This window comes from Subtercola sp. Z020, from assembly GCF_002931235.1.
GTDB lineage: Bacteria > Actinomycetota > Actinomycetes > Actinomycetales > Microbacteriaceae > Subtercola.
Genome location: NZ_PSTT01000124.1, coordinates 1 through 26,125, shown reverse-complemented (window position 1 = coordinate 26,125; position 26,125 = coordinate 1). Strand labels below are relative to the sequence as shown.

Annotated in this window: 22 protein-coding genes; 13 read left to right on the top strand and 9 right to left on the bottom strand. The window is 68.8% G+C overall.

Features of this window, described 5'->3' with window-relative positions:
• The 4 genes from C5B96_RS16035 to C5B96_RS16020 form a co-directional block, all read right to left on the bottom strand.
• Nucleotides 1-704, bottom strand: a 704-nt coding sequence (locus C5B96_RS16035) for a serine hydrolase (protein WP_146078226.1), incomplete at its 3' end; no start/stop codon positions are given.
• Complete coding sequence (locus C5B96_RS16030; protein WP_104246362.1) at nucleotides 704-1,585, bottom strand: SMP-30/gluconolactonase/LRE family protein; 882 nt, start codon at nucleotides 1,583-1,585, stop codon at nucleotides 704-706. The genes C5B96_RS16035 and C5B96_RS16030, both read right to left, overlap by 1 nt.
• A 158-nt stretch (nucleotides 1,586-1,743) precedes the next feature.
• Nucleotides 1,744-2,400 (bottom strand): GntR family transcriptional regulator, encoded by a 657-nt coding sequence (locus tag C5B96_RS16025; RefSeq protein WP_233189252.1) that lies wholly within the window; start codon nucleotides 2,398-2,400, stop codon nucleotides 1,744-1,746.
• A 2-nt stretch (nucleotides 2,401-2,402) separates the two neighbouring features.
• Entirely contained in the window at nucleotides 2,403-2,936 is a 534-nt protein-coding gene (locus C5B96_RS16020; RefSeq protein WP_104246360.1) for a VOC family protein, read from the bottom strand.
• A gap of 118 nt (nucleotides 2,937-3,054) precedes the next feature.
• Between C5B96_RS16020 and C5B96_RS16015 the strand changes: the two genes are divergently transcribed.
• From C5B96_RS16015 to C5B96_RS16000, 4 genes are all read left to right on the top strand, one after another.
• The gene (locus C5B96_RS16015) at nucleotides 3,055-5,262 is read left to right on the top strand and encodes a thiamine pyrophosphate-dependent enzyme (RefSeq protein ID WP_104246359.1); all 2,208 of its coding nucleotides are present in this window, start codon (nucleotides 3,055-3,057) and stop codon (nucleotides 5,260-5,262) included.
• Nucleotides 5,262-6,776: a dihydrolipoamide acetyltransferase family protein gene (locus tag C5B96_RS16010; protein WP_199176690.1), complete on the top strand. Its 1,515-nt coding sequence runs from the start codon at nucleotides 5,262-5,264 to the stop codon at nucleotides 6,774-6,776. The genes C5B96_RS16015 and C5B96_RS16010 overlap by 1 nt, the downstream gene beginning before the upstream one ends.
• A gap of 69 nt (nucleotides 6,777-6,845) precedes the next feature.
• Nucleotides 6,846-7,625, top strand: coding sequence for an SDR family NAD(P)-dependent oxidoreductase (locus C5B96_RS16005; RefSeq protein WP_104246358.1), 780 nt, complete (start codon nucleotides 6,846-6,848; stop codon nucleotides 7,623-7,625).
• Nucleotides 7,625-8,680 carry a ketopantoate reductase family protein gene (locus C5B96_RS16000; protein ID WP_104246357.1) on the top strand — a complete coding sequence of 352 codons (1,056 nt, stop codon included), beginning with the start codon at nucleotides 7,625-7,627 and terminating at the stop codon, nucleotides 8,678-8,680. The genes C5B96_RS16005 and C5B96_RS16000 overlap by 1 nt, the downstream gene beginning before the upstream one ends.
• Nucleotides 8,681-8,693: 13 nt before the next feature.
• Here the strand turns inward: C5B96_RS16000 and C5B96_RS15995 are convergent, their stop codons facing one another.
• Nucleotides 8,694-9,416: a helix-turn-helix domain-containing protein gene (locus tag C5B96_RS15995; RefSeq protein ID WP_199176689.1), complete on the bottom strand. Its 723-nt coding sequence runs from the start codon at nucleotides 9,414-9,416 to the stop codon at nucleotides 8,694-8,696.
• A gap of 227 nt (nucleotides 9,417-9,643) precedes the next feature.
• On the opposite strand from C5B96_RS15995, the gene C5B96_RS15990 reads away from it, so the two are divergent.
• From C5B96_RS15990 to C5B96_RS15975, 4 genes are read left to right on the top strand one after another with little or no spacing between them, the layout of a single operon-like run.
• Nucleotides 9,644-11,029 carry a Xaa-Pro peptidase family protein gene (locus C5B96_RS15990; protein ID WP_104246355.1) on the top strand — a complete coding sequence of 462 codons (1,386 nt, stop codon included), beginning with the start codon at nucleotides 9,644-9,646 and terminating at the stop codon, nucleotides 11,027-11,029.
• A complete protein-coding gene (locus C5B96_RS15985) occupies nucleotides 11,029-11,913 on the top strand; it encodes an NAD(P)-dependent oxidoreductase (RefSeq protein ID WP_104246354.1) in 885 nt (294 codons plus the stop codon). The genes C5B96_RS15990 and C5B96_RS15985 overlap by 1 nt, the downstream gene beginning before the upstream one ends.
• Nucleotides 11,914-11,972: 59 nt before the next feature.
• The gene (locus tag C5B96_RS15980) at nucleotides 11,973-13,031 is read left to right on the top strand and encodes a 2,3-butanediol dehydrogenase (RefSeq protein WP_104246353.1); all 1,059 of its coding nucleotides are present in this window, start codon (nucleotides 11,973-11,975) and stop codon (nucleotides 13,029-13,031) included.
• Nucleotides 13,028-14,008 (top strand): zinc-binding dehydrogenase, encoded by a 981-nt coding sequence (locus C5B96_RS15975; RefSeq protein ID WP_104246352.1) that lies wholly within the window; start codon nucleotides 13,028-13,030, stop codon nucleotides 14,006-14,008. The genes C5B96_RS15980 and C5B96_RS15975 overlap by 4 nt, the downstream gene beginning before the upstream one ends.
• Here the strand turns inward: C5B96_RS15975 and C5B96_RS15970 are convergent.
• From C5B96_RS15970 to C5B96_RS15955, 4 genes are all read right to left on the bottom strand, one after another.
• On the bottom strand, nucleotides 14,005-14,412 hold the full coding sequence (locus C5B96_RS15970; RefSeq protein WP_104246351.1) for a hypothetical protein: 408 nt from the start codon (nucleotides 14,410-14,412) through the stop codon (nucleotides 14,005-14,007). The two genes, C5B96_RS15975 and C5B96_RS15970, sit on opposite strands and share 4 nt — an antisense overlap.
• Nucleotides 14,413-14,468: 56 nt before the next feature.
• The gene (locus tag C5B96_RS15965; RefSeq protein ID WP_104246350.1) at nucleotides 14,469-14,906 is read right to left on the bottom strand and encodes a helix-turn-helix domain-containing protein; all 438 of its coding nucleotides are present in this window, start codon (nucleotides 14,904-14,906) and stop codon (nucleotides 14,469-14,471) included.
• A gap of 107 nt (nucleotides 14,907-15,013) precedes the next feature.
• Nucleotides 15,014-17,140, bottom strand: coding sequence for an acyltransferase family protein (locus C5B96_RS15960; protein WP_158507216.1), 2,127 nt, complete (start codon nucleotides 17,138-17,140; stop codon nucleotides 15,014-15,016).
• A 38-nt stretch (nucleotides 17,141-17,178) separates the two neighbouring features.
• Nucleotides 17,179-18,261, bottom strand: a complete 1,083-nt coding sequence (locus tag C5B96_RS15955) for an SDR family oxidoreductase (RefSeq protein ID WP_104246348.1) — start codon at nucleotides 18,259-18,261, stop codon at nucleotides 17,179-17,181.
• Nucleotides 18,262-18,436: 175 nt separating this feature from the next.
• Between C5B96_RS15955 and C5B96_RS15950 the strand changes: the two genes are divergently transcribed.
• From C5B96_RS15950 to C5B96_RS15930, 5 genes are all read left to right on the top strand, one after another.
• A complete protein-coding gene (locus C5B96_RS15950) occupies nucleotides 18,437-19,447 on the top strand; it encodes an ABC transporter permease (RefSeq protein WP_233189251.1) in 1,011 nt (336 codons plus the stop codon).
• A 142-nt stretch (nucleotides 19,448-19,589) separates the two neighbouring features.
• Nucleotides 19,590-20,696 carry a substrate-binding domain-containing protein gene (locus C5B96_RS15945; RefSeq protein ID WP_199176688.1) on the top strand — a complete coding sequence of 369 codons (1,107 nt, stop codon included), beginning with the start codon at nucleotides 19,590-19,592 and terminating at the stop codon, nucleotides 20,694-20,696.
• A gap of 40 nt (nucleotides 20,697-20,736) precedes the next feature.
• The gene (locus tag C5B96_RS15940) at nucleotides 20,737-23,322 is read left to right on the top strand and encodes an ATP-binding cassette domain-containing protein (RefSeq protein WP_104246366.1); all 2,586 of its coding nucleotides are present in this window, start codon (nucleotides 20,737-20,739) and stop codon (nucleotides 23,320-23,322) included.
• Nucleotides 23,319-24,461, top strand: a complete 1,143-nt coding sequence (locus tag C5B96_RS15935; protein WP_199176686.1) for a zinc-binding dehydrogenase — start codon at nucleotides 23,319-23,321, stop codon at nucleotides 24,459-24,461. The genes C5B96_RS15940 and C5B96_RS15935 overlap by 4 nt, the downstream gene beginning before the upstream one ends.
• Nucleotides 24,462-24,549: 88 nt before the next feature.
• Complete coding sequence (locus tag C5B96_RS15930) at nucleotides 24,550-26,043, top strand: NAD-dependent succinate-semialdehyde dehydrogenase (RefSeq protein ID WP_158507215.1); 1,494 nt, start codon at nucleotides 24,550-24,552, stop codon at nucleotides 26,041-26,043.
• The last annotated feature ends 82 nt before the right edge of the window (nucleotides 26,044-26,125 follow it).

Sequence of the window (26,125 nt, the reverse complement as noted above, 5' to 3'; positions counted from 1 at the left end):
GGGTTGAGGAGGGCGCGGAGGTCCGCGGTGAACGCGGCGGGGGTGGTGGTGTTGGCGGTGCTGCCGGGCTCGACGGTATTCAGCGCGGGCTCGACGTCGACCACGTCGGAGGTGTCGTCGCCGAGCTGGGTGAGGGCGGCATCCAGAGCCTGAGGGCCACCGAGGTTCGCGAGCAGAACGTTCAGGGCGGTGTTGTCGCTCTGGCGCACAGCCGCCTCGGCGAGCTGGGCGAGGCTGAGGCCGTCGGCGACGTGCTCGCCGGTGGCCGGGGAATGGCCCGCGGCGTCGACGTCGGACTGCGTCCAGTTCGCGAGGCGGGCGCGGTCCTCGGGCGGCGTCGTTTGGAGCAGCAGGGAGGCGGCGAAGACCTTGATGGTCGAGGCGTAGCCGAAGCGTTCGTCGGCGCGGTATGCGATCGTGCGACCGGTCGCGGTGTCGACGGCGCTCACTCCGATGCGGGCGGCGGAGGTCGATTCGAGGGAGGCGAGCTCGGCCGAGATGTCGACGGGCGCGGGCGCGGGTGCGGTGGTGGTGGGCGCGGGAGTGACCGGCGCGGGAGCGGCAGCGGGCGGCGAGGCGGTCGAAGCGGGGGATGTCTCCGAGCTCAGGGGCGCGCACGCCGACGTCCCCAGCGCCACCCCGAGCCCGAGCGCGAGGCCGACCCCGAGCCCTCGGCGACCCATGCGCCCGCGACGCCCGGCCATCAGCCCGCGAACGGCAGGGCCGCCACGCCCGCGACGCCCACCGACGCCGTGAACAGCGACCCGGCGAGCGGCTCGGCGCCGGCCGCCAGGTTCTCCCGCGAGGTCGTGATGTACAGCGTCGTGCCGGTCGGCCCGCCGAGGCAGCACGATGTCACCTTCGAGACGGGCAGCTCGATGACGTCGGCGAGTGACCCCGAGGCGTCGTAGTGGTGCACCGCCGACCCGCCGTAGAGCGCGACCCACACCCCGTCGAGCGCGTCGACCCAGAGCCCGTCGGGCGTTCCGGCGCCCTCGGGGATGCGGACGAACGGCCGCCGGCCGCTGAGCGACGACCCGGCACCGACGTCGAACACGTCGACCCGGTTGGTCGGCGAGTCGATGTAGTACATGCGGGTTCCGGATGCCGTGAAACCGAGTCCGTTCGAGATCGTGACGTCGCGCCACAGCTCGTCGGTGCTCCCGTCGACGTTCATTCGGTACATCACGCCCGAGCCCTCGTCGGCGGAGTACGCCATGGCGCCGCAGAGCATCCGCCCCTCGGGGTCGCAGCCGCCGTCGTTGAAGCGGCTGAGGCGGCCCGGCCAGAGGGGTGGGGTTGCGAACTCCTGCGTGAAGGGGAGACCGTCATCGCCCTCAGAGTTGCGGCGCCAGAGGGTGAATTCGCGCTCGGTCGCCACGAGCAACCCCCCGTTCCGCCGCGGACGGACGACCGCTGCGACGGGCGAGCCCACGGGCATCCGCGACACCGCGCCGTCTTCGGGATCGAGCGACAGCACGTCCCCGGCCAGCATGTCGACCCACTTGAGCCCGCCCCAGAGGTCGCTCCACACGGCGCCTTCGCCGTGGTACGTGACCGGATCTGTCAGCTGCTCTGCCCTCACCGCGCACCCCTCCGTCTGCCGCCCCGCGACTGCTGTGTACGTCGGCCATCGTAACGCCCGCAGGTCACCGGGGTGGGCCGAGGGGTCGGTGCGCGCCCGCGTTCGACGCCGTGGCCGCGAGCTCGGCGCGCTCCCGGCGCCGGGCGGGGCGGGCGGGGTCAGGCGTCGAAGAGGGCGGGGTGCCGGGCGAGCTCCAGGCGCGTGCGGCGGATGTGGCCGTAGAGTACCCGCTCGGCGTCGTCCGCATCGCGTACACGCAGCGCCGCCACGAGCATGTGGTGCTCGTCGTGCACGATGCGGTTTCCGTCGGGGTCGAGCAGGCGCGTGTACGCGCGGCGGTAGTGCTGCGTCGTGTTCCAGAGCCGCCGCACGGTGTCGCCGAGAATGGCGGTCGACGCGCCCGCATACGACAGCAGGTGGAACTCGCGGTCGAGCCGCAGGAACTCCTCCGGGTCGCGGAGCGTCTGCATCGTGGCGGCCAGCTCGTCGAGGCGGTTCAGCTGCTCCTCTGACAGGTTCGGGATGCTGTACCCGAGCAACAGGGGCTCGATCCGTTCGCGCAGCTGGTAGATCTCCTCGCACTCGGCCAGGCTGAGGCGCGAGACCCACGCTCCCGTGTTCGCGACGAGGGTGATCAGCCCGTCGGCTTCGAGGATGCGGAACGCCTCCCGCACCGGCAGCCGGCTCGCCCCGAAGTCCGACGCGACATCCTCCTGCAGAATGCGGGTGCCGGGCGGGTGCTCACCGCGCAGGATGGAGTCGCGGAGGGCGGAGGCGATGCGCTCGCTGGCGACGCCGTTGCGGGTGGTGGTCACCCTCACAGCGTAGGGCGGGCCGGGTGCCAGAGCAGAACGTCGGCGTCGCGCTCGTAGGCTTTGCCGTTCGGGTAGCTGACCAGCTCGAGCTGCATGCCCCACGGCGTGAGGAAGTAGACCCAGCGCTGCCCCGTGCTGTGGCTGCTGCTCGCGGTCGGCTCGCCGAGCACCCGCACGCCCTTCTCCCGCAGGTAGGCGACGGCCGCGTCGAGATCGTCGACGTAGAACGCGAGGTGGTGGCCGCCGACGTCGCTGTTCAGCGGTGGTTCCTCTGCGCCGCCCGACGCAGGCTCGTACTGGAAGATCTCGAAGTTCGGGCCGGTGCGGCAGCGGAAGAAGCGCAGCTCCCGCATCACGGTGCGGGGTTCGACGTTCATGTGGTCGAGCATCCAGTCGCCCTCCTTCACGAACGGGCCGAGCGAGTAGACGTACTCGCAGCCGATCACGTCGACGAAGAACGTTTGCGCCTCGTCGAGGTCGGGAACCGTGAACCCGATGTGCTCCGTGCCGACCAGACCGGGGATGCCACCTGCCATGAGAACTCCTTTGTCGTCATCAATGGATCCAATCTACCCAGAACATTGGCGTGAAGTCTCGTTTAACGCGGGCAGTTCAGCTACATTGGAGCCAATCGCGATCAACGGAGACCACCGCATGCCGAAACAACGACGTTTGGAGCCGCTCGCCCCCTGGGTCGAGCTGAGCACCACCCCCGCCGACTACAAGAAGGCCGACCCGGCGCTGCTCGCGACGATGCTCGGCCAACTGCACCTCATCCGCGCCTTCGAGGAGACCGTGCTCGAACTCGCCGGTGAGGGCCTCGTGCACGGCCCGGCGCACTCCAGCATCGGCCAGGAGGGCGGCGCCGTCGGTTCCATCGTGGGCCTGCGTTCGACCGACGCGATCAACGGGTCGCACCGCGGCCACCACCAGTTCCTGGCGAAGGCGATCAACCACGTCTCCGGCGGCTCGCTCGACCTCGGTGCGCTCGTCACGAGCGACATCCAGACGGTGCTGCAGCGCACACTCGCCGAGATCCTCGGGCTCGCGCAGGGCTACTGCCGCGGTCGCGGCGGCTCGATGCACCTGCAGTGGTTCGAGGCCGGCGCGCTCGGCACCAACGCGATCGTCGGTGGTGGTGTTCCGCTCGGCGCCGGCAACGCCTGGTCCCAGAAGCACGCGGGAACGACGGATGTCACGGTCAGCTACTTCGGCGACGGCGCGACGAACATCGGCTCGGTGCTCGAGACGATGAACCTCGCCGCGGCGTGGAAGCTGCCGCTCACCTTCTTCATCGAGAACAACCTCTACGCCGTGTCGACCCGCGTCGACGAGGTCACCGGGGAACCGCGCCTGTCGAGCCGCGGCCAGGGCTTCGGCATTCCCTCCTGGCGCGTCGACGGCATGGATCCCCTGGCCGTGCACCTGGCGATGGATGCCGCGGCCGAACGCATGCGTGCGGGCGAGGGCCCTGCCGTGGTCGAGGTCGAGGTGTACCGCTTCTTCCACCAGAACGGGCCGTACCCCGGCAGCGCCTTCGGCTACCGCAGCAAGGAGGAGGAGGCCGAGTGGAAGAAGCGCGACCCCCTCGACCGCGTCGCGCGGGAGATGATCGCGCTCGGCCAGCTCGACGAGGCCGGTGTGGCGAGCATCCGGAGCCAGGCCCAGGCGGCGATGACGGATGCCGTCGCCCAGCTCATCGAGGCCAACCCCGACCTGCCCGGCAAGCGCCGCATCAAGCCCGACCTCTGGCCCGACACCGACTTCGTGAACGTCGGTGTGCGCGGCGACACCAGCGAGCTGAACGACGTGCGCACCCTCGATCCCCTCGAGTACACGGGTGAACTCGAGAAGCGCAAGTTCGTCGATGCCGTGGCGGCGGTGATGGATCGCCGGATGGAAGAGGATGAACGCATCGTCGTTCTCGGCGAAGACGTGCACCGCCTGAACGGTGGCACCAACGGCGCCACGAAGGGCCTGGCCAAGAAGTTCGAGGGCCGGGTGCTCGGAACGCCGATCAGCGAGAACGCCTTCGCGGGGCTCGGTGGCGGCATGGCGCTCGACGGCCGTTTTCGGCCGGTGGTCGAGTTCATGTACCCCGACTTCATGTGGGTGGCCGCCGACCAGGTGTTCAACCAGATCGGCAAGGCCCGACACATGTTCGGCGGTGCCAACCCGGTGCCGCTCGTGCTGCGCACCAAGATCGCGATGGGCTCGGGCTACGGCTCGCAGCACCTGATGGACCCGGCAGGAATCTTCGCCACGAGCCCGGGCTGGCGCATCGTCGCCCCCTCGACCGCAGCCGACTACGTCGGGCTGATGAACGCGGCGCTGCTGCTCGACGACCCGGTGCTGGTGATCGAGCACGTCGACCTCTACGCCGACCAGAGCGAGCTGCCGGCGGGCGACCTCGACTACATTCTGCCGTTCGGCAAGGCGGCGCTCCGCCGCGAGGGCGACGACGTCACGATCATCAGCTACCTGTCGATGGTCAAGCACGTGCTCGAAGCCGTGGAGCAGACCGGGTTCGACGCCGACGTCATCGACCTGCGCTGGCTCGACCGCGCATCCATCGACTGGCAGACCATCGGCGAGAGCATCAAGAAGACGAACAGTGTGCTGATCGTCGAGCAGGGTGCGCGCGGAACCTCGTACGGCGCCTGGCTGGCCGACGAGATCCAGCGGCGCTACTTCGACTGGCTCGACCAGCCCGTCGAACGCGTCACCGGCGAAGAGGCGTCGCCGAGCATCTCGAAGGTGCTCGAGCGTGCGGCGATCGCCCGCACAGAAGAAGTGGTCGCGGGTCTGGAGCAGATCGCGCGCGGGATGGGCGCAGAGCTGCGCGGAACGGATGCTGACTGATGCCGACGATCGTGCGCATGCCCGAGGTGCTGGCCAACGCGACAGAAGCAGCCCTGCAGGGCTGGCTCGCCGAGGTGGGCGATGACATCGCCCTCGGCCAGCCCCTGGCCGAACTCGAGACCGAGAAGGCGATGGTCGAGTACAACGCCGAGACCGCGGGCACGCTGGTGCGCATGCTCATCGGGCCCGGCGACTCCGTCGACGTGGGGGCGCCCATCGCCGTCATCGCGGCGCCGGGCGAGACCGATTCCGACATCGACGCGCTGCTGGTGTCGGTCGGGATCGGGTCGGCGCCGGGTGCGGCTGCGACGGCTCCGGATGCCGCGGCCGACGCCGCGCTGGCCGGTGCCTCCGCTGCCGGTGCCACCGCTGCCTCCGCTGCGGTCGAAACCGCTGCCCCTGCCGATGAAACGGCCGCCGCGCACGGGGGCCGCCTCTTCGCGAGCCCCATCGTGCGGCGCATGGCGAAGGAGCAGGGCATCGACCTGGCGGGCGTCTCCGGCAGCGGGCCCGACGGCCGCATCGTGCGCCGCGACCTCGACGGCCTCGACGCCGCTCCCGCGACCTCCGCCAGTGCCGCTTCGGCCGACGCCTCGTCTGCCTCGGTCGCCGACTTCTCCGGAGTCGCCGATTCCGCTCCCGCCGAGGGTGAGCCCGACAGCGGCCCGGTCTCGGTCGGCTCGGAGTCGGCCACCCCCGCCGCCGACGACGAGACCCCCGCCGTGCCCGCGACAGCCGTCGCGGCATCCGGTGCCGGCCCGTCGGGCCAGTCGGCCCCCGCGGAGGCCGCGCCCGCCGCACCCGCGAAGGCCGCACCGGCCCCGGCGGCACCTGGCGGCACCGAGCTCGTTCCGCACACCGGCATGCGCCGCGCGATCGCCCGTCGGCTCACCGAGAGCAAGCAGACGGTGCCGCACTTCTACCTCGTGGCCGACTGCCGGGTGGATGCCCTGATGGAGCTCCGCGCATCCGTCAACGCCAGCGCGCCGCGCAAGGTGTCGCTGAACGACTTCATCGTCAAGGCCGTCGCCGGTGCCTTCGGCGAGGTGCCCGAGGCAAACGCGACCTGGGGCGACGACGGCACCACCCGCTACGCACACGTCGACATCGCCGTGGCCGTCGCCACCCCCGGCGGCCTGCTCACCCCCGTGGTGCGCGGCGTCGACCAGCTCTCGGTGACCGGCGTGAGTGAGCGCATCGCAGAACTCGCCGGCCGCGCCCGCGAGGGCAGGCTGCGGCAGAACGAGCTCGAGGGCGGCAGCTTCTCGGTCTCGAACCTCGGCATGTACGGCGTGCAGGAGTTCTCGGCGATCATCAATCCGCCGCAGTCCGCCATCCTCGCCGTGGGCGTCGCGCGGCAACAGCCCGTCGTCGAGAACGGCGAACTCGCGGTCGGCACCGTGATGACCGTGACGCTCTCGGCCGACCACCGGGTGATCGACGGTGCGCTCGCCGGGCAGTGGCTGGCCGCGTTCGTGAAGCGCATCGAGAATCCGCTGACGATCCTCATCTGAGACCGGCCGGCGACGACGCCGGTCGGCAGCACTGGCGCAGAGCAGCGCACTGACAGAACGGAAGAGAGTATGACGGCACGACTGGAATCGAAGACGATCATCGTCACGGGGGCGGCCTCGGGTATCGGCGCGGGCATCGCCCGCGGCATGGCGGCAGAGGGAGCGAACCTCGTGATCGCCGACCTCGACCTCGATGCGGCAGAGACGGTGGCGTCGAGCATCCGTGACGCCGGCGGCAGCGCCATCGCCGTGGGCGTCGACGTCACCGACGAGCAGCAGGTGACGGCCGGCGTGGCCGCAGCCGTCGCCGAGTTCGGGCGCCTCGACGTGTACTTCAACAACGCGGGGCTCAATGCGCCCGAGAACTTCCTCGACATCACGAAGGCGAAGTGGGACCTGATCTTCGGCGTCAACACGTTCGGTGTCGTGCTCGGCACCCAGGCCGCTGCACGGCAGTTCCTGGCGCAGGGCGGCGGAGGCAAGGTGGTGAACACCGCCTCGATCGCGGGCCGCCAGGGTTTCCCGAGCTTCGCGCCCTACAGCGCATCCAAGGCCGCCGTCATCTCGCTCACGCAGGCGGCGGCGCGCTCGTTCGCCGCCGACGGCATCACGGTGAACGCCTTCGCACCCGGTGTCGTCGAGACGCCGCTCTGGAAGCAGCTCGATGCTGATCTCGCGGGCATGGGCCAGCCCGAGGCCGGTTTTGAGGGCATGTCGGGCGACATTCTGCTCGGCCGGCCCGCAACCCCTGCTGACATCGTGCCGACTGCCGTCTTTCTCGCCTCGAGCGACTCCGACTACATCACCGGCCAGGTGATTCCGATCGAGGGCGGAATGGTGCTCGTCTGATGACCGACCAGAATGCGCCAGCAGCCGAGAACCTCCGGATCGCCTTCGTCGGAACCGGTGCCAACGGTGCCGGCATCGCCGCCGACCTCACCCGTGCCGGCCTCGACGTCACCTTCATCGAGCAGTGGCCCGCCCACGTCGAGGCGATGCGCGAGAACGGCATCACCGTCGTTATGCCGGATCGCACCGAGAACACCCGGGTCGACGTTCGGCACCTGTACGAGGTCGCCGAACTGCGCGAGCCGTTCGACATCGTCTTCATCGTGGTCAAGGCCTACGACACGCGCTGGGCGTGCGAGCTGATCAAGCCGATGGTCAAGCCCGACGGCCTGGTGGTGGGCCTTCAGAACGGGATGTCGCTCGACGACATCGCGAGCATCATGGGCCCCGAGCGCACGGTCGGCGCCGTGATCGAGGTCGCGTCGAACATGTGGGAGCCGGGCATCGTCAACCGCGAGACCCCGCCCGAGCACGCGTGGTTCGCGATCGGCGGCATCGATCGCGCCGTCGACGCCGAACGGCTGGCACCCGTGGCCGCATCACTCGGCCACGCGGGAACGGTCGAGATCTCAGACGACATCCGCTCGTCGAAGTGGGGCAAGCTCATCGTCAACGCGGCCGAACTCGTGCCGTCGGCCATCCTCGACCTGCGGCTCGCCGACGCCATCAGAGTGCCGGGCATGTACGAGTTCATGCTGCAGTGCGGCAGCGAGGCGGCGCGAACGGCGGTCGCTTCGGGCAGCCGGCTCCGCCCGATCTTCGGTATGACGGACGCCGCGACCGACGACCCCGACGTGTTCGCCGAGCAGCTGCTCGGCCAGGTGCTGAAGCGGTTCTCGTCGCCGACGACACAGACCACGTCGCTGCAGGACTGGATCAAGGGTCGCCGCAACGAGGTCGCGGAGATCAACGGGCTGGTGGTCGACGAGCAGGCGAAGGTCGGCGGAACCGCCCCGGCGAACGCCCGAGTCGTCGACATCGCCCGGCGAATCGAGGCGGGCGAGCTGGAGCGCGGCGAGGCGAACATCAGCCTGCTCGTGCCCCGGGAAGGCTAGGGCAGGCGGAGGGCTAGGGCAGGCGGTCCATCGCCTGCAGCACATCGACGGCGCTCGTCAGCTCGGGGCTGCGAGCGTCGCCGGCACCGCCGACGCCGCCGTCGGCTGCGCTCTCCGAGCCGGGGCCCGGGTTCGATTCTGCCCACGCCTTTCGCCCGGTGACGAAGAAGAGGCCCTTCGCGGGAACAGCCCCGTTGTTCACGTACATGTGCGGCCGCACCGAATCGAAGTTCAGGGAGTCGCCCGCACGGATCACGTAGGTGTCGAACTCGAGGTGCACGGTGAGCTCGCCCGAGAGCAGGTAGGCGTATTCGTAGCCGCTGTGCCGCATCAGTCTGCCTTCGACCGAACTCGATCCGCCCGGCGCGTACGTCACGAGAAGAGGATCGACCGGTCCACCCGATCCGGTCGCCAGCCGCTCCCAGCGCACACCGTTCTCCATCTCGAGCACCGGATTGTCACTGCCGTGCTGAATCGCCGACCGCATTCCCTCGGCGGGCAGTTCGCTGCGCGCAGCCGGTTCGACCCGTTCGCCGGGCTCGGGAGGGGTCGCGCCGAGCAACTCGTCGAATGAGATGCCGAGCTGGTTGACGAGGGCGTAGAGGGTGCTGACCGAGGGCTGCGTCTTGCCCGTCTCGACCTGGGAGATCAGGCTCGCCGAGACACCCACGTTCGAGGCGATACTGCGAAGACTCAGCCCCTTCTGCAGGCGGGCGGCCCTCAGCTTCGGACCCACTTCTTCGTTGATGGCCCACTCCTTCGTCTCGGCATACCGCGGTCTGTGCAGCCAAGGTGCACGTCGGCTGAACGATGTTCTCGAATTCTAGAGCGTCCTGAGCAAGTTTCGACGGATGAGTCGCCGGTGGCTTCCGCTCAGGCCGTCAAAACAATTAAGCTAGAGTGAACACCACGTACATGCTTACTGAACCTCGACAGCGGTGTTGGGGGAGAGGGTCTTCACACATGAGTAATGCAACTCGGGGAACGAATGCTGTCGATTGGGAGGAGCGGGTTGATTTTGATCGTCTTCGGTCGGAGCGGCTTGCCCGGTTGAAGGCGCAGTTGGCGTCGTCGGAGTTGGGCGCTGTTCTGGCGTTCGATTTCTCGAATATCCGGTATATGACGTCGACGCATATCGGTACGTGGGCGATGGACAAGTTGATCCGGTTCAGTCTGTTGACGCGGGTCACGGATCCGATCATGTGGGATTTCGGTTCCGCGGCGAAGCATCATTCGTTGTTCAATCCGTGGCTGGATCTCACGACCGCGGAGGCGGACGCTGACCCGCATGCTCCGCATCATGGCGCGGTGCGGCCGCGCGCGGAGAGCGGTTCGCGGGCGGGGATCTCGACTCTCCGGGGCGCGTTCAGCCCGGATTCGGAGATCGCGGACCGGGTTGCGTTGAAGATCAAACGCGAGTTGGAGAAGTTCGGGGTCGCGAACGAGCCGCTCGGGGTGGACGTGATCGAGTTGCCGATCCTGTTCGCGCTGCAGAAGCTTGGCATTCAGGTCGTCGATGGGCAGCAGGTGTTCCTCGAGGCGCGCCGGGTGAAGACCGGGGATGAGATCTCGTTGCTGACGCAGGCTGCGTCGATGGTGGATGCGGCGTACGAGGACCTGTACGAGTTCCTGAAGCCGGGGGTGCGGGAGAACGAGTGCGTGGGCCTGGTGTCGAAGAAGTTGTACGACCTGGGGAGTGAGTATGTGGAGGGCGTGAACGCGATCTCGGGGGAGCGGTGCTCCCCGCATCCGCACGTGTTCTCCGACCGGTTGATCCGGCCCGGGGATCCGGCGTTCTTCGACATCCTGCACAGCTTCAACGGGTACCGCACGTGTTATTACCGCACGTTCGCGGTCGGGTCCGCGAGTTCCGCGCAGCATGATGCGTACAAGCGGGCCCGGGAGTACATGGACCGCGCGATCGCGCTCGTCAAGCCGGGTGCGACGACGGCGGACATTGTGAAGGTGTGGCCGAAGGCGGAGGAGTTCGGGTTCGCTGACGAGGAGGCCGCGTTCGCGTTGCAGTACGGGCACGGTGTGGGCTTGTCGATCTGGGAGAAACCGATCTTCTCCCGCCTGGTGTCTTTGGAGCATCCCGAGACGCTGGTCGAGGGGATGGTGTTCGCGTTGGAGACGTATTGGCCGAGCGCTGATGGGTGGGGTGCGGCCCGGATCGAGGAAGAGGTCGTGGTCACGGCCACAGGCTGCCAAGTCATCACGAAATTCCCCGCCGAAGACCTGTTGGTCGCGGGGAAGCGGTACTTCACCGTCGGTGGGGCGCTCCCGAACCTCCGCGACTCCCAGTCCCACCTCAACACCACCGCAGGCCGAGGCGAAGAAGGAGCCTGATGAGTACGCCCGGCACGATCGGCTTCATCGGCCTCGGCACGATGGGTACGGCGATGGTCACGCGGCTGCTGGCCACCGGCCACTCCGTCGTCGTCTGGAATCGCTCCGCTGGGGCATCGGACGCCCTGGTCGAACTCGGTGCGACGAAGGCCGAGAGCGTCGGCGAGGTGCTCCGCGCAGGCCTCGTCTTCTCCATCCTCTCGAACGACGCGGCGGTGAAGGAGGTCTTCACGGCCGACGAGCTCGCCGCCGCGCCGGAGGGGTCGCTGCACGTCAACATGGCCACCGTCTCGGCGGCCACCGCGACCGAACTCGACAGGCTGCACCGCGAGAACGGGGTCGCCTACGCGGCTGCCCCCGTGCTCGGGCGCTCGACCGTCGCCGAGCAGGGTGCGCTCACCGTGCTCTCGGCCGGGGCAGACGCCGACCTCGCCCGCGCCATGCCGTACCTCGAAGCGATGGGTCGTCGCATCTGGCCGCTCGGCGTCGACCCTGCGGGGGCGAACATCGCGAAGATCTCGATGAACTACCTGATCATCCACGCGCTGCAGGCCATGGCCGAGTCGATCGCCCTGCTCGATGCGAGCGGAGTCGATTCGAACACCTTCGTCGACATCATGGCCGACAGCCTCTTCCCCGGGCCGGTCTACTCCGGCTACGGTGCGCTGATCGCCGACCGTCGATACCAGCCGGCCGGCTTCACGACGCGACTCGGTCTGAAAGACCTGGGGCTCGCGGAGCACGCCGCATCCGGAGCAGGCGTCTCGCTCGCGACCGCAGCCGGCCTTCGGGAGGTGTTCGAGGCGGCCATCGCCGACGGGCACGCCGACGACGACTGGTCGTCGATCGCCGAGGTCACGCGGGCCCGGTCGAGCGGCGCCTGAACCACTACCGTCGAACAGAGAGCAGGGCCACGAGCCCTCATGCAAAGGAGCATCACGAGATGAAGGCAGCTGTCTTCCACGGCGCAAAGGACATCCGCGTCGAGAACGTCGCCGACCCCACAGACGTCGGGGAGTTCGACGTTCTGTTGAAGCCGTACTGGTGCGGGGTCTGCGGAACCGACCTGCACGAGTACGCCATGGGGCCGATCGTCATTCCGTCGTCGCCGCACCCCCTGAACGGTTCGACCGCCCCGCAGATCCTCGGCCACGAGTTCTCGGCCGAGATCGTGGACATCGGCCGCGGCGTCACGCACCTCAGCCCCGGCCAGCGCGTCTCCGTGATGCCCCTGCTGTTCTGCGGCGTCTGCTACTACTGCCGGCGCGGCCTCAACCACCTCTGCCAGAAGATGGCCTGCGTCGGGCTGAGCTTCGCCTGGGGCGGTATCGCCGAGCTCGCGATCGTTCCGGCCAGCCACGTCAGCGTGCTGCCCGACGGCGTCAGCGACCTGCAGGGCGCCCTCGTCGAGCCCGGCGCCGTCGCCGCCTACGGGGTCGACACCGCCCAGGTGCGCCCCGGCGACTCGGTACTGATCACCGGTGCCGGCCCGATCGGCGCGCTCGCCTCGCTCTATGCCGCATCCCTCGGCGCCAACGTCTTCATCTCCGAGGTCAACCCGGTGCGTGCGGCGCTGGCGAGGTCTCTGGATGTCGGCGAGGTACTCGACCCGACCCAGCTCGATGTCGCCGCCTACCTGAAGGACCGCAACGAGGGTGTGGGCGTCGACGCCGTCATCGAGTGCTCGGGCAACGAGCGCGCGCTGAACACGGCCATCGCTGCGGTGCGGAGCGCCGGTCGCGTCTCACAGACGGGCCTGCACACGAGGCCGGCGGCGATCGACCCGATGGTGCTCTCGGAGCACGACATCACCCTCTCGGGCACCTGGTGCTACCCGGTCACCGACTGGCCGCGCATCGTCGACCTGATCGCCCGCGGCCGGTACCCCGTCGAGAAGGTCGTCAGCGCGCAGATCGCCATGGAAGACGTGGTCGACAAGGGGTTCGAAACGCTGTTGTCGCCGTCGGGCGACCAGGTGAAGGTGTTGGTGAACGCACGATGAGAGCTCTGCAGTACACGGTTCAGGATGTCGCGGAGGTCGTAGCCCTCGACGTGCCGTCGATCGCCGAAGACGAGGTGCTCGTCGCCGCACGCCGGGTCGGCGTCTGCCACTCGGACATCGACCTGCTCGAGGGGCGGTACATCATCCCGTTCAGCTACCCGCTGATCCCGGGACACGAGTGGTCGGGCCAGGTCGCCGCCGTGGGGTCCCGGGTGACGGAGTTCGCTGTCGGGGATCGGGTCGTGGGCGAGTGCGTCATTGGCGCCGACCACTTCGGCTTCTCGATCTCGGGTGCGGCCGCCGAGTACTTCGTGGCGAAGCCCTCCTGGCTGCACAGGCTGCCCGACGAGCTCTCGTTCGCCGACGGTGCACTCGTCGAGCCGTTCAGTGTCGCCTACTACGCGCTGCGGAGGGTCGGCAACGTCGACGCGAGCGACACGCTCGTCGTGCTCGGCGCCGGCCCGATCGGCCTCGCGGTCACCGCCGCGGCCGCCGCCCTCGGGGCGCAGGTCATCGTGGTCGAGCCCGCCGAAGGTCGCCGCCAGATCGCGCTGCAGCTCGGTGCGGCGTCAGCCGTGCACCCCGACGCCGCAGCGGAGGCCGTGCTGCAGTCGTCGTCGGGCCGCGGCGCCGACGTCGTGGTCGAGTGCAGCGGGCGGCCCGAGGTGATGGCCCAGGCCCTCGAACTCGCGGGGTTCCGCGCGCGCATCGCCTACATCGGCATCGACGTCGGCCGCATGGCGACCGCCCGCCTCGGGCTCATCCAGTCGAAGGAGCTGACCATCACCGGCTCGATCGGTTCGCCCGGGGTCTGGCCCGAGACGCTGCGCTTCCTCGCCGGGGCGGGCATCGACCTCAGCCCCCTCATCACGCAGGTCTTCGACGCCGACGACGCCCTCGCGGCGCTCGACGCCGCCCACAACCCCGCCACCACCATCAAGGCCCACATCGAGTTCGCCGCCCCCGCCCCCGCCTAGCCCCGCCCGCTCGGTGCGCGAAGGTGTCGGTCGACGCGGCTTGCGAAATGGGGACAACCGGCACGCCGCAGTGCGTCCAAGAGACTCGTCGTCACCCGACCCACGCTCCGGCGTTCCTGCCAGTACGAGTTCTGCTCGCGGGTGACGAGGCGCACGCATGCCGGAGCTCCGTCGTCGATGAGGCAGAGGAACGCATCGGCCGGATAGAGGTCGTAGGGCAGCAGATCCGGGTCTCCGAAGTCGCGGGTGTTGTCGGTGACCAGGATGTCGGCCCGGGCGTGTGTCGCGGCGGCGTTCACGTGCCGATCATGCTCGTCGCTTCCCGCGAAGTCGACATCGCCGGGAAAGTCGTTGACGAGCTCATCGACGACTGTGCGGATCTTCCGGTCGATCTCCGAGATCACCCCGCCCGTCGCCTGCGGGTGCTGCCGCCGTATTGCGCGTACCGCGAAGCTGAGCTTTACTCGTGCAGCGCGTCTTCGAGCGCGCGAAGCGCGACGAATGCGTCTGCGCGGGCCGCCCGACGGGCCTGCGCGAGCGCCATCACCTCGCGGGTCTCGAAGCGATGATGTGAACCGACCCTGTGTGAGTTCAGCGCCCCCTCCTTCACCCACTTCATGAGAGTCGGCCGGGATATCGCGAGCAGCTCGGCAGCAGCGGTCGAGGTGAGCTCTGCGGGAATGGATGTCACGCTGAGTGGCCCGCGGGTGAGCCCGGAGAGCATCAGGCCGACGAAGGCTGTGAGGTCGGCAGGAAGCTCGACAGTGCTTCCGTCGCTCAGCTCGGCCGAGAGGCCGACGATGGTTCGGTCGTCGGCAGCATCGACGAAACCGCGCGCCTCGGAGCGGAGGCTGTCGTCGACGAGCAGTGTGCCGTTCGGCGTCAGGGTCGAGGTCACCGGTTCATCTCCTTTGCTGCACCCTTCGGCAACGGTGCTCTCAGATGCTATCGGTGATTGCAGTTACAAGTGCAATAGGTGACGTGGCAACTGTCGGAGTGGCGGCGCTAGCCTGCGGCGGCGGCGGCCACCTGGGGGCCGACGATGGAGGCGAGCGTGCGTGAGAAGGTGAGCGTCATGTGGTTGGTGCCGAAGTAGACGATCAGCCCGCCGATGACGACGTGACAGGTGGTGGCGTCGCAGAAGTCGCTGGTCAGGTCGATGAGGGAGACGCCGGGCGTCTGCGCCGCCGCGAGGGCGAGCGGATCCTGGGCCGGGTCGAGCGTCGCCGTGTTGCGGGGCAGTGCGCAGGGGTCGTTTTCGGTCATGTGCATCGAGACGCAGGCCGGAACATCCTCGGCCTGCTGTTCGGCGTTGGGCAGGTCGCGGAGCGCGATGACCCGCTTGCCTGCCGCCATCAGCGGCTGCCACGCCTGCTCGAAGTCGCCGGGCGTGATCGCGCGGCCGTGCAGCGCGACGGGGGGTTCGAGGTAGCTGCGGGTGTAGTCCGTGAAGAGCACCGCGCTGATCGCCGGGTTCTGGGCGACAGTGGAGAGAACCGCTGTGCCCCAGTCCGCGCACGACACGAGCCGCTCGGGTGTGTCGTAGCCGGGGTTCGCCACGCCCACGGCGCCCGTTCCGCTGCACCACGACTTCAGGTAGGTGATGAAGTGGATGTGGTTGGCCCGGCCGTAGTCGTCGAGCGGCGTGAGGTACTGCCCGGCGTGCGAATCACCGATCAGGGCGATGGTCGAGGTCGCCGTCGTCACGTCTCCGATGTCGCACGTCATGATCGTCTCCGACATGATCGTCTGCTTGCAGTCGTCGACCGACTGCACGCCACGGCCGATGTCGGTCTCGGCGAAGGCCGGGTCGGTGAGGCTGGTGACGGCGTAGGGGTTCGCGCAGCCGTTCTCGGGGAGGGCGGCAGGGGCGCCGGTGCAGCGGGGGTCGCCCTGGATGGCCGCGCTGATGCTCGAGGCGATCTGGGTGGCCTGGATGCCCGGCTGCGCTGAGGCGACGGATGCCCCCAGCGCCACGACCGCCGTCACCCCGAGGGTCACGCTGAGTGCCCGCCACGCCGCCCGCTTCGTCAGCGCTCCGTGCACGCGCAGCGGATCTTCGACGAACCGCTTGGTCAGGTACGCGAGCACGATGGAGACGACCAGAACGACGACACGGGCCTTCCAGCCGATCGGCCGGCCCAGCACGATCGGAACCAGCACGATGAACGGCCAGTGCCAGAGGTAGAGCGAGTACGAGATTCCGCCGATCCACTGCACCGGCCGCAACCGGAACAGGGCGCTGGGCGCCCACGCGACACGCGGCGCCCCCGCCCAGATCACGAGCAGGGTGCCGAGCACGGGCGGCACGGCGCCGAGCCCGGGAAACGGGGTGGATGCGGTGTACGCCGCCAGCGTGATCGCGATGATCGCGAGCCCGGCCCAGCTGGCGGCCGCACGAACCGACGCCCGGCCGGGCGCCGTGGTCAGGAACAGTGCGAGGATGCCGCCGGCCCCGAACTCCCACGCGCGCGCCGGCGTGACGAAGTAGGCCTCCGCCGGGGTCGTGGCGACCGCGAAGACGGAGTAGAGCAGGCTCAGAGCGGTGATGGCGAGCAGCCCGCCGGTGATGAGGGCCCGCCCCGAGAGACCGACGCGACGCCGGGCGAGTGCGAGGAGCGCGACGATGACCAGCGGCCAGGCCAGGTAGAACTGCTCTTCGACCGAGAGCGACCAGAAGTGCTCGACAGGGGATGCGGCGTTGGTCGCGGCCAGGTAGTCCACCGAATTGTGGGCCAGCAGCCAGTTCTGCACGTACAGCGTCGAGGCTGCGATCTCGGAGAAGAACTGCTGCCACTTCACCGTCGGCACCACGACGAGAACGGCCAGCCCGGTCGCCACCAGTACCAGCAGGCTGGCGGGCAGCAGCCGCCTGGCCCGCCGGGTCCAGAACGGCAGCAGCCGAACGTGCCCGGTGCGGTCGACCTCGCGCATCAGATGCCCGATGATCAGGAAGCCCGAGATGACGAAGAAGACATCCACGCCGACGAACCCGCCCGGCAGCCGAGCCGGCCACAGGTGGTAGAGCACCACCGACAGCACGGCGACCGCTCTCAGGGCCTGGATCTCGGGTCGGACGACGGAGGTGTCTGCCGCAGCGCGTTCGCGGATCTGTCGTCTGGTGATGGTCACGATTCCTCGATGTTAACAAGGAACCGCCCCGCCGTGCGTCAGGGGATGATGCGCGCCTCGCGGTAGCGGGCCACCTTGTCAGCGAAGCTGGCGAACGTGGTGCGGTAGTTGGCGAAGCCCGCGTCGCGGCTCTTGTTCATGCTGGTGAACGCCTCGATGTTGCGGCCGAGGTCGCTGTCGGTGTGCCACCACGAGGCCAACCGGGTGATGTCGGGCTCGGCGAGGCCCTCGCGCGCCGCGATGGCGGCCCAGGCGTCTTCCATGCCCGACATGCGACCGTCGAGGGGCTGCGGTTCGCCCTCGAAGCCGACGGGCTCGACATCGAAGAGCCGCGCGATACGCGGCCACATCCAGCGCCACCGGAAGACGTCGCCGTTGGCGATGTTGAACGCCTCGTTCTCGCCGGCGGGGGTGGTCCCCGCCCAGATCAGCTGCTCGGCGAGGAGGTCGGCGTCGGTGACGTCGGTCACCCCGTTCCACTGCGTGGCCGAACCGGGGAAGATGAACGGCAGGCCGAGCTCCCGGCAGAGCGTGGCGTAGACCGAGAGGGTCAGCACCATGTTCATCGCATTGCCGACGGCGTAGCCGAAGACGGTGTGGGCGCGGTGGATGCTCCAGGTGAAGCCCATGCGCTCCGCCGCCTGGAACACCTCGTCTTCCTGGTTGTAGTAGAAGTTCGGCGACGACAGGCGCGGCTCGTCTTCGTTGAAGGGGGTGTCGGCCATCACGCCGGTCGCGTAGTTGTCGAACGGGCCGAGGTAGTGCTTCAGGCCGGTCACGAGGGCGACGTGCCGAACTGACCCTGCGGGCTCGAGCGCGGCGAGGATGTTGCGTACCGTCGCCGAGTTCACCTCGATGTTCTCCGCCTCGCTGTCCTTCTTCATCCACGCCGTGATGATGACGAGTTCGGGGGAGAGGCCTTCGACGGCGGCCTCGAGCGAGGCGGGGTCGAGGAGGTCTGCGGCCACCGGAGTCACACCCGGGGTGAGTGTCACTCCGCCGCGGGAGAGCCCGTAGGTGCTCCAGCCGAGATCGACGAGCTGGCGGGCGACACTCTGGCCGGCGATACCGGTGGCTCCGACGACGAGCGCCTGGCGGGTGCCGGCGGGGGTGTTAGTCACGATGGGTCGACCTCTCTGTTGATGAATCCCTCAAAATGTACACCCCCACTGCACGGAGATGAATCCGTGACCAAACAGCCCTTGTGAACATCAGGAGGGTCTGTAAAGCTACACTCAACGTTGTAGCTCATCGTCGAGAGTCTCAACCACAGCAGCGGGAGAAGGAATGTACGCAATGGAGCGGCAGGTCACAGGTCTGAAACGGCCCCGTCGTCGCGCGTCGAAAGGCCTCATCACCGTCGGCGTCGCCCTCGTCATCCTTCTGGTCGCGAGCGCCGTTCTCGCCCCGTCGAGCCTGTCGCAGGGCGCCGTTCTCGGCATGCTGCCCTTCGCCTCTGTGTTGGCGGTGGTGGGTCTCGGCCAGATGCTGGTCGTGCAGCAGGGCGGCATCGACCTCTCTGTGCCCGGTGCCGTCTCGCTCGCGATCGTCATCGTCAGCCGCATTCCGAACGGCGACAACGCGCTGCTCGTGCCCGCGATCCTCCTCGCCTTCGGTTTCGCGGCGGCTGCAGGCCTGCTGAACGGTTTTCTCGTCGGTCGGCTCGGACTGAACGCCATCATCGCGACCCTCGGCACGAACGCCCTGCTCTTCGCGGCGGTGCTCGGCATCTCCGGCGGCTCGCCGACGACGACCACCCGGCTGCTGCAGTCGGTGGCGGGCGGTCTCTCGTTCGGCATCCCGAACTCGGTCTTCTTCGCCGCGGTCGTCTCTGTCGTCGTCATCGTGCTCGTGAAGAAGACCGTCGCCGGCCGGCGCTTCGAGGCGATCGGCGCCAACCCGACGGCCGCCAGGGCCACCGGGCTCCGCGTACGCGTGCACCAGACGGCTGCCTACGTCTGGGCCCAGCTGCTCTACTGCATCGCGGGCGTGCTGCTGGCCGGTATCACCGCGCAGCCGACCGCGTTCCAGGGCAACACCTACCTGATCCCCGCGGTCGCGGTCGTCGTTCTCGGCGGAACCTCCCTGCTCGGTGGGCGCGGCTTCCCGCTCGCCACCGTCGTCGCGGCCGTCTTCCTCAGCCAGCTCGACCAGTTCAACCTCGCCGTCGGTGTGCCCTACGCGGTGCGCACCCTCGTGCAGGCGGCGGCGCTCGCCGTCGGCGTCGCGCTCTACACGATCGACTGGTCGCGTGTGCGCGGCCGGTTCACGAGCAGCCGGCCCACGAAGGTCGCCACGACCGTCTGAGTACGCGGATGCCCGGCCACGGGCATCCGGAATCCCTCACCATCCCGCACCACCGCACAAGCGCACCACACTCACCTCCCGCCTGACAGAGCAGTCACAGAAACTGCGGCAGAGAAGCCGCACCAAGTAGAAGGAACGACGAATGATGCTTCGCAAACGGATCCTGTCCCTCACAGTCGCCATCGGTCTGAGCGCAGTCGCTCTGACCGCGTGCAGCAGCGGTGCACCGGGCGACGACACCCCGGTGCCCACCGGCACCGTCGCGGGTGCCCCCGACTGGTGCGGACCCAAGCAGATCACCCTCGGTCTGCTCGACGGTTTCGGCGGCAACAGCTGGCGCCTGATCACCACCGCGGCCGGCGCCGACGAGGTCGCCAAGTGCCCGAGCGTCACCAAGTACGAGTATGCCGACGGCCAGGGTGACACCCAGAAGTCGATCTCCGACATCCAGGGCATGGTCGCCAAGGGCGTCAACGCGCTGGTCGTGTTCCCGGATGCCGGCGAAGCCATGCTCCCTGCACTCCGAAGCGCCTACCAGGCCGGCGTCGTCACGGTTCCCTACCGCGTCAACCCGGGCGGAAAAGACGGCGTCGACTATGACGCCTGGATCGGTGCCGACTTCAGCACCGACGGTGCCAACTGGGCGAAGTGGATCCAGACCAACCTGCCCGACGGCGGCAACATCCTCTTCCTGAGCGGGCCGAAGGGCAACAGCCAGGGTGAAGACGAGTACAACGCCATGACCGGCGCCCTCGACCCCGCCAAATATAAGTTCATCGGCGAGACCCCCTTCGAGCCGACCAACTGGGACCCGGCCGTCACACAGCAGGTTCTGACGGCGGCCATCGCCAAGAACCCGAAGATCGACGTGCTCGTCAGTGACTTCGGTCCGTCGCTGCTCGGCGCCCTGCCCGAGTTCCAGAAGAGCGGTCGCAGCATCCCGGCCCTCGTCACGACCGACGGCAACTCGCTCGGCTGCTTCTACGACGCCAACAAGGCCGCGAACCCCGACTTCAAGATGATGACGGTCGCGACCGGCAACGACAATGTGCGCCTCGCTGTGCAGTACGCGGTGGCCAAGGCCACCGGCGGCAAGCTGCCGACGACCACCAAGTTCGAGGCCCCCACGTTCGAGGACTCGGTCTCGAGCACCCCGAACCCGGTCGAGTGCAAGAGCGATCTGCCCGGCGACATCTTCCTCTCGGCGGAGATGCCGGCTGCAGACCAGGCAGCCCTGCTGAAGAAGTAGCTCGACCACCCGCTGCACCCAGAATTCGAAGGTGATTCTCTTGAACAATCAGACGTACGTCCCCGCAGACGACCTCGTGGCTGTGTCGGTTCCGACACTCTCGCTCAGCGACATCACGAAGACCTATGCCGGCGTCGTGGCTCTCGAGAACGTCTCGTTCGACGTTCTCCCCGGGGAAGTGCACGCCCTCCTCGGGGAGAACGGTGCCGGCAAGTCGACGTTGATGAACGTCGCCTCCGGCACGGTGCAGCCTGACAGCGGAACCATCCGGGTGGGCGGTGAGACCATCGACGTGCTGTCGCCGGCGCTCGCCGCCGCCTCCGGTATCGCCATCGTTCACCAGCACCCCGCCGTGCTGCCCGACATGACCGTGCTCGAGAACCTGCAGGTGGCGCTGCCGGCGTCGGCGTTCTCGTCGACTGCCGCGTCGTCGGCGTCGTCGGCTCCGGATGCTGCGGGCTCCGTCGAGCAGATCGCCGGCCGCATGCTGGCCGAGATGGGCCTCACCGCACACCTCCGCGACCGCGTCGAGACCCTCACCGTCGCTCAGAAGCACCTCCTCGAGATCGCCAAGGCGCTGGCGTTGAAGCCCCGCATCCTCGTGCTCGACGAGCCCACCGCCCCTCTCGGGCAGGACTCGGTCGACCTGCTGTTCGCCCGGGTGCGCGCCGCCGTCGCCGACGGCACCTCCGTCATCTACATCACCCACCGCATGGCCGAGGTCAGACAGCTCGCCACCCGCGTCACCGTGCTGCGCGACGGCCGGTTCCGCGGCACAGCCGCCGTCGCCGAGATCACCGACGACGAACTGCTCGCCCTGATCGTCGGCCGTAAGCTCGAAAGCACCTTCCCGCCCAAGCACGAGGCCGACGGCACAGAGCCGGTCAACTTCGTGCTGAAGGGCTTCACCGGCCCCGGCTTCGAAGACGTGAACGCGTCGACCACCCGCGGCCAGATCCTCGGCGTCGCCGGGGTCGTCGGCAACGGCCAGAGCGAACTGCTCCGCGCGCTCGCGGGTCTCGAGTCGTTCACGGGCACTGCGACGGTCGCCGACCGCGCCGTCACCCCCACCGAGCTCCTGCACCGCGCGGGCTACATGCCCGCCGACCGGCACCGGGAGGGTCTGATGATGACCCTGACCGTGCAGGAGAATGCGGCCATCTCGGCACTCACGAAGTTCAAGAAGTTCCTCGTGCTCAGTTCGCCGCGCGAGGTGACCGAGGTCGGTTCGACGCTGGACTCGCTGAACGTCAAGGCACCCGCGATGGACGCGGTCGTCTCCTCCCTCTCCGGTGGAAACCAGCAGAAGGTCGTCATGGCGCGGGCGCTGCTCTCCGAGCCGCTGATCGTCGTCGCCGACGAACCGACGCAGGGTGTCGACGTCGGGGCGCGGCTGGAGATCTACAAGATCCTCCGCCAGGTGTCGGCCTCGGGCATCCCCGTCATCATCGCCTCCTCCGACGCGAAAGAGCTCGAAGGGCTCTGCGACCAGGTGATCGTGATGTCGCGCGGTCACGCCGTCGACCTGATCGTGGGCGACGAGATCACCGAGGAGCGCATCGTGCGCGCCGCCGTGAGTTCGACGACGCACACGATCGAGGTTCCGACGGTGCGCAAGCAGCGCCCGCTGGCCGGCACGAAGGTGCGTTCGGAGGGTTTCGCCCGCTTCGTGCAGGGGGACTACGCGCCCACCGTGCTGCTGGTCGGCATCATCGTGCTGCTCGGCGCCTTCATCTTCAGCCAGAACGCTCGCTACCTCTCCGCCTTCAACATCTACTCGGTGCTGACCCTCGTGGCGGCACTCGGGTTCATCGCGCTCGGGCAGACGATCGCCCTGATCATCGGCGGTATCGACCTCTCGGTCGGACCGCTCGCCGGCTTCCTGGTGGTGGTCGGGTCGTTCTTCTTCAACGATGACAAGCCGCTCTCGATCGTCGCGCTCGGCCTGGTGCTGATGTTCGTCGTCGCGATAGCGACGGGGTTCGTGAACGGCGCGCTCATCCGGTTCGGGAAGTTCACGGCCATCGCCGCGACCCTGACGCTCTACATCGCCCTGCAGGGCCTCAGCTTCCTGCTCCGCGACTCGCCCGACGGGTACATCGGTTCGGGCGTCACCGCCGTCATGACCACCAAGGTCGGGCCGGTGCCGATCGCCTTCATCGTGCTGGTCGTCGTGGCCGTGCTGCTCGAGTTCGCGCTCCGCCGCACCCGCTGGGGCCGCCGGCTGCGCGCGACCGGCTCGAGCGAGGAATCGGCCCGTCGCATCGGCGTGAACATCAACAAGACCGTGATCCTCGCCTACATGCTCACCTCGATCTTCGCCTTCGTCGGCGCGATCATGCTGATGGTGCAGATCGGTGTGGGCGACCCGGCACAGGGTGTCAGCTACACGCTCACGAGCATCACGGCCGTGGTGCTCGGCGGCACGTCGCTGCTCGGTGGGCGCGGTACTTTCATCGGCACGCTGTTCGGCTCGATCCTGCTCATCCAGGTGCTGAACGCCACCACCTTCCTCGGGCTCTCCCAGATGTGGCAGTACATCTTCCAGGGTGTGCTCATCCTCGCGGCCGCCGTGCTCTACTCGGTCGCCCGTTCGCGCAAGAAGAAGCTGGAGGCCCTCGCATGACCGGCACCGTCGCATCCCCCTCGCCGTCTGCGGCATCGTCGGCCTCGATGCGCACCGCGGTATACCACGGCCCGCACGACATCCGCATCGAAGCGGCGCCTGTGCCGAGTGCCCGGCCCGGCGAGGTTCTCGTGAAGGTGCTGCGCAGCGGCATCTGCGGAACCGACGCCACCGAATGGTCGGTCGGCCCCAAGGTGTTCCCGGTGCAGAGCACCCACCCCGTCACCCACCACCACGGGCCGATGGTGCTCGGCCACGAGTTCGTCGGCGAGATCGTGTCGGTGCCGGATGGCCGGCTGCCCGGTGCGGGCGGCGAGCTCGATGCCGCTGCCGCCGACGGCCTCGCGGTCGGCGACCTCGTCGCCAGCGGCGCCGGGGTGTGGTGCGGCGAGTGCGCCCGCTGCCTCGAGGGCCGCACGAACATGTGCCAGAACTACTACACCCTCGGGCTCAGCCTCGACGGCGGCATGGCCGGCTACGTCTCCGTGCCGGCGCGCACGCTCGCGGCTGTGCCGGCGGGGGTCTCGCCCGATGCTGCTGGCCTCGCGCAGCCGTTGGCTGTCGGCATCCACGCCGCCCGTCGCTCGGGCGCCGTCGACGGCGACCGGGTGCTCGTCATCGGGGGCGGAGCCATCGCCTCGTTCGTGCTGGCGGGTCTCAAGCATCTCGTTGACGTCGAGGTGACCGTGGTGGAGTTCGCCGGGCCGAAGCAGCAGCGCGCCCTGCGCTTCGGCGCCGACCACGTCGTGAGCCCCTCAGACGACCTCGCGATCGACGTCGAGGCCTCGTTCGGCGGGGCCCGCCCCGACGTGGTGATCGAGGCCAGCGGTGCGCCCGGCCAGCTCGCCGCAGCCGTCTCGCTGGTGCGGAACGGCGGGCGCGTGCTCGCCGTCGGGCTGCCGAAAGTGCAGCCCACGCTCGACGTGCACTCCCTCGTCTTTCGGGAGATCACCCTCGATTCGAGTCTCGCCCACGTGTGCGCGACAGACCTCGGGGTGGCCCTCGACATTCTCGCCGGCACGGCACTCGGCGCCGAGCTGGTCGAGCAGGTCGTCTCGCTCGACGAGCTGGGAGACCAGCTCGAACGTTTGGCCCGCGGCCAGGTCGATGGCAAGATTCTGATCGACCCCTGGCTGTGACCGGCCGGGCCCGGCCGCCTCGCCGGCGGTGCAGCGGGTCGGCCGCATCCAGTACCCATTCGAAAACCCCCGACGAAGCGGAACAGCCATGACCATCGCCACCCCCACCTCTTCTGTGTCTGCCTCAGCCGAAGCCGACCTGCTCGCGCGGGTTCCCTCGCAGCTCTTCATCGGCGGGGAGTGGGTGGATGCCCGGGGCGGCGCCACGCTCGACGTGAACGACCCGGCGACCGGGCTCGTCATCAAGACCATCGCCGACGCGCGGGCCGAAGACGGCCTCGCCGCTCTCGATGCAGCCGTGGCCGCCGCCGACGAATGGGCCGAGACCGCGCCCCGCGTGCGTGGCGAGGTGCTCCGTGGCGCGTTCGACCTGCTGCAGGAGCGCCGCGAGGACTTCGCGCTGCTCATGACGCTCGAGATGGGCAAGCCGCTCGTCGAGGCCCGCGGCGAGGTCACCTACGGGGGCGAATTCCTCCGCTGGTTCAGCGAGGAGGCGGTGCGCATCGGCGGCCGCTACGGCCGCAACCCCGAGGGCACCGGCTCGATGATCGTCTCCGAGCGGCCCGTGGGCCCCGCGTTCCTGATCACGCCGTGGAACTTTCCACTCGCGATGGCGACGCGCAAGATCGCTCCCGCGTTGGCTGCCGGATGCACGGCTGTCGTCAAGCCGGCCTCGCTCACGCCGCTCACCACCCTGCTGCTCGCGACCCTGCTCGAGGAGGCCGGGCTGCCGAAGGGGGTGCTGAACATCTTCACCACCAGCACCACGAGCGCCGTCTCCGACCCGATCATCGCCGACCCGCGCCTGCGTAAGCTCAGCTTCACCGGATCGACCCCGGTCGGCCAGCAGCTCATCAAGCAGTCGGCCCAGAACGTGCTGCGCACGTCGATGGAGCTCGGCGGCAACGCGCCCTTCATCGTGTTCGAAGACGCCGACCTCGACAAGGCGGTCGAGGGGGCGCTGGCCGCGAAGTTCCGCAACATCGGGCAGGCCTGCACGGCGGCCAACCGGTTCATCGTGCACAGCTCGGTGGCGTCGGAGTTCGCCTCCCGCCTCTCGGCCCGTGTCTCCGCGTTCCGCATGGGGCGTGGCACGGAGGAGGGTGTCACGATCGGCCCGCTCATCAACCAGGCCGCGGTCGAGAAGGTCGGGGCGCTCGTCACCGACGCCGTCTCGCGCGGTGCGACGGTGCAGACCGGCGGACACCCGGTCGAGGGGGAGGGCAGCTTCTACGAGGCGACCGTCATCTCCGGGGTCGCGGCCGGCAGCGACATCCTGCGCGAAGAGATCTTCGGCCCAGTGCTGTCGATCGTCGAGTTCTCCGACGAAGAAGAGGCCATTCGCCTGGCGAACGACACCGAATACGGCCTCGTCGGGTACGTCTTCACCGAGTCGCTGGCTCGTGGGCAGCGGATGATCGACAAGCTCGACACCGGAATGATGGGCCTGAACGTGGGCGTTCTCTCGAACGCGGCGGCGCCCTTCGGCGGCGTGAAGCAATCCGGCCTCGGTCGCGAGGGCGGCACCGAGGGCATCCGCGAGTACCTCAGCACCAAGTACACCCTCATCCCCAACTCCTGAGCTGGCGCCCGGTCCCCCGCTCGTCGATCTCGGGCGGGGGACCGGGCGCCAGCTCAGGAGTTGGGGATGAGGGTGTACTTGG

Excerpts from the sequence above, each read along its gene's own strand:
- C5B96_RS16020 (WP_104246360.1), bottom strand. The coding sequence starts at position 2,936 with ATGGCAGGTGGCATCCCCGGTCTGGTCGGCACGGAGCACATCGGGTTC.
- C5B96_RS16015 (WP_104246359.1), top strand. The coding sequence starts at position 3,055 with ATGCCGAAACAACGACGTTTGGAGCCGCTCGCCCCCTGGGTCGAGCTG.
- C5B96_RS16010 (WP_199176690.1), top strand. The coding sequence starts at position 5,262 with ATGCCGACGATCGTGCGCATGCCCGAGGTGCTGGCCAACGCGACAGAA.
- C5B96_RS16005 (WP_104246358.1), top strand. The coding sequence starts at position 6,846 with ATGACGGCACGACTGGAATCGAAGACGATCATCGTCACGGGGGCGGCC.
- C5B96_RS16000 (WP_104246357.1), top strand. The coding sequence starts at position 7,625 with ATGACCGACCAGAATGCGCCAGCAGCCGAGAACCTCCGGATCGCCTTC.
- C5B96_RS15990 (WP_104246355.1), top strand. The coding sequence starts at position 9,644 with ATGAGTAATGCAACTCGGGGAACGAATGCTGTCGATTGGGAGGAGCGG.
- C5B96_RS15985 (WP_104246354.1), top strand. The coding sequence starts at position 11,029 with ATGAGTACGCCCGGCACGATCGGCTTCATCGGCCTCGGCACGATGGGT.
- C5B96_RS15980 (WP_104246353.1), top strand. The coding sequence starts at position 11,973 with ATGAAGGCAGCTGTCTTCCACGGCGCAAAGGACATCCGCGTCGAGAAC.
- C5B96_RS15975 (WP_104246352.1), top strand. The coding sequence starts at position 13,028 with ATGAGAGCTCTGCAGTACACGGTTCAGGATGTCGCGGAGGTCGTAGCC.
- C5B96_RS15950 (WP_233189251.1), top strand. The coding sequence starts at position 18,437 with ATGGAGCGGCAGGTCACAGGTCTGAAACGGCCCCGTCGTCGCGCGTCG.
- C5B96_RS15945 (WP_199176688.1), top strand. The coding sequence starts at position 19,590 with ATGATGCTTCGCAAACGGATCCTGTCCCTCACAGTCGCCATCGGTCTG.
- C5B96_RS15935 (WP_199176686.1), top strand. The coding sequence starts at position 23,319 with ATGACCGGCACCGTCGCATCCCCCTCGCCGTCTGCGGCATCGTCGGCC.
- C5B96_RS15930 (WP_158507215.1), top strand. The coding sequence starts at position 24,550 with ATGACCATCGCCACCCCCACCTCTTCTGTGTCTGCCTCAGCCGAAGCC.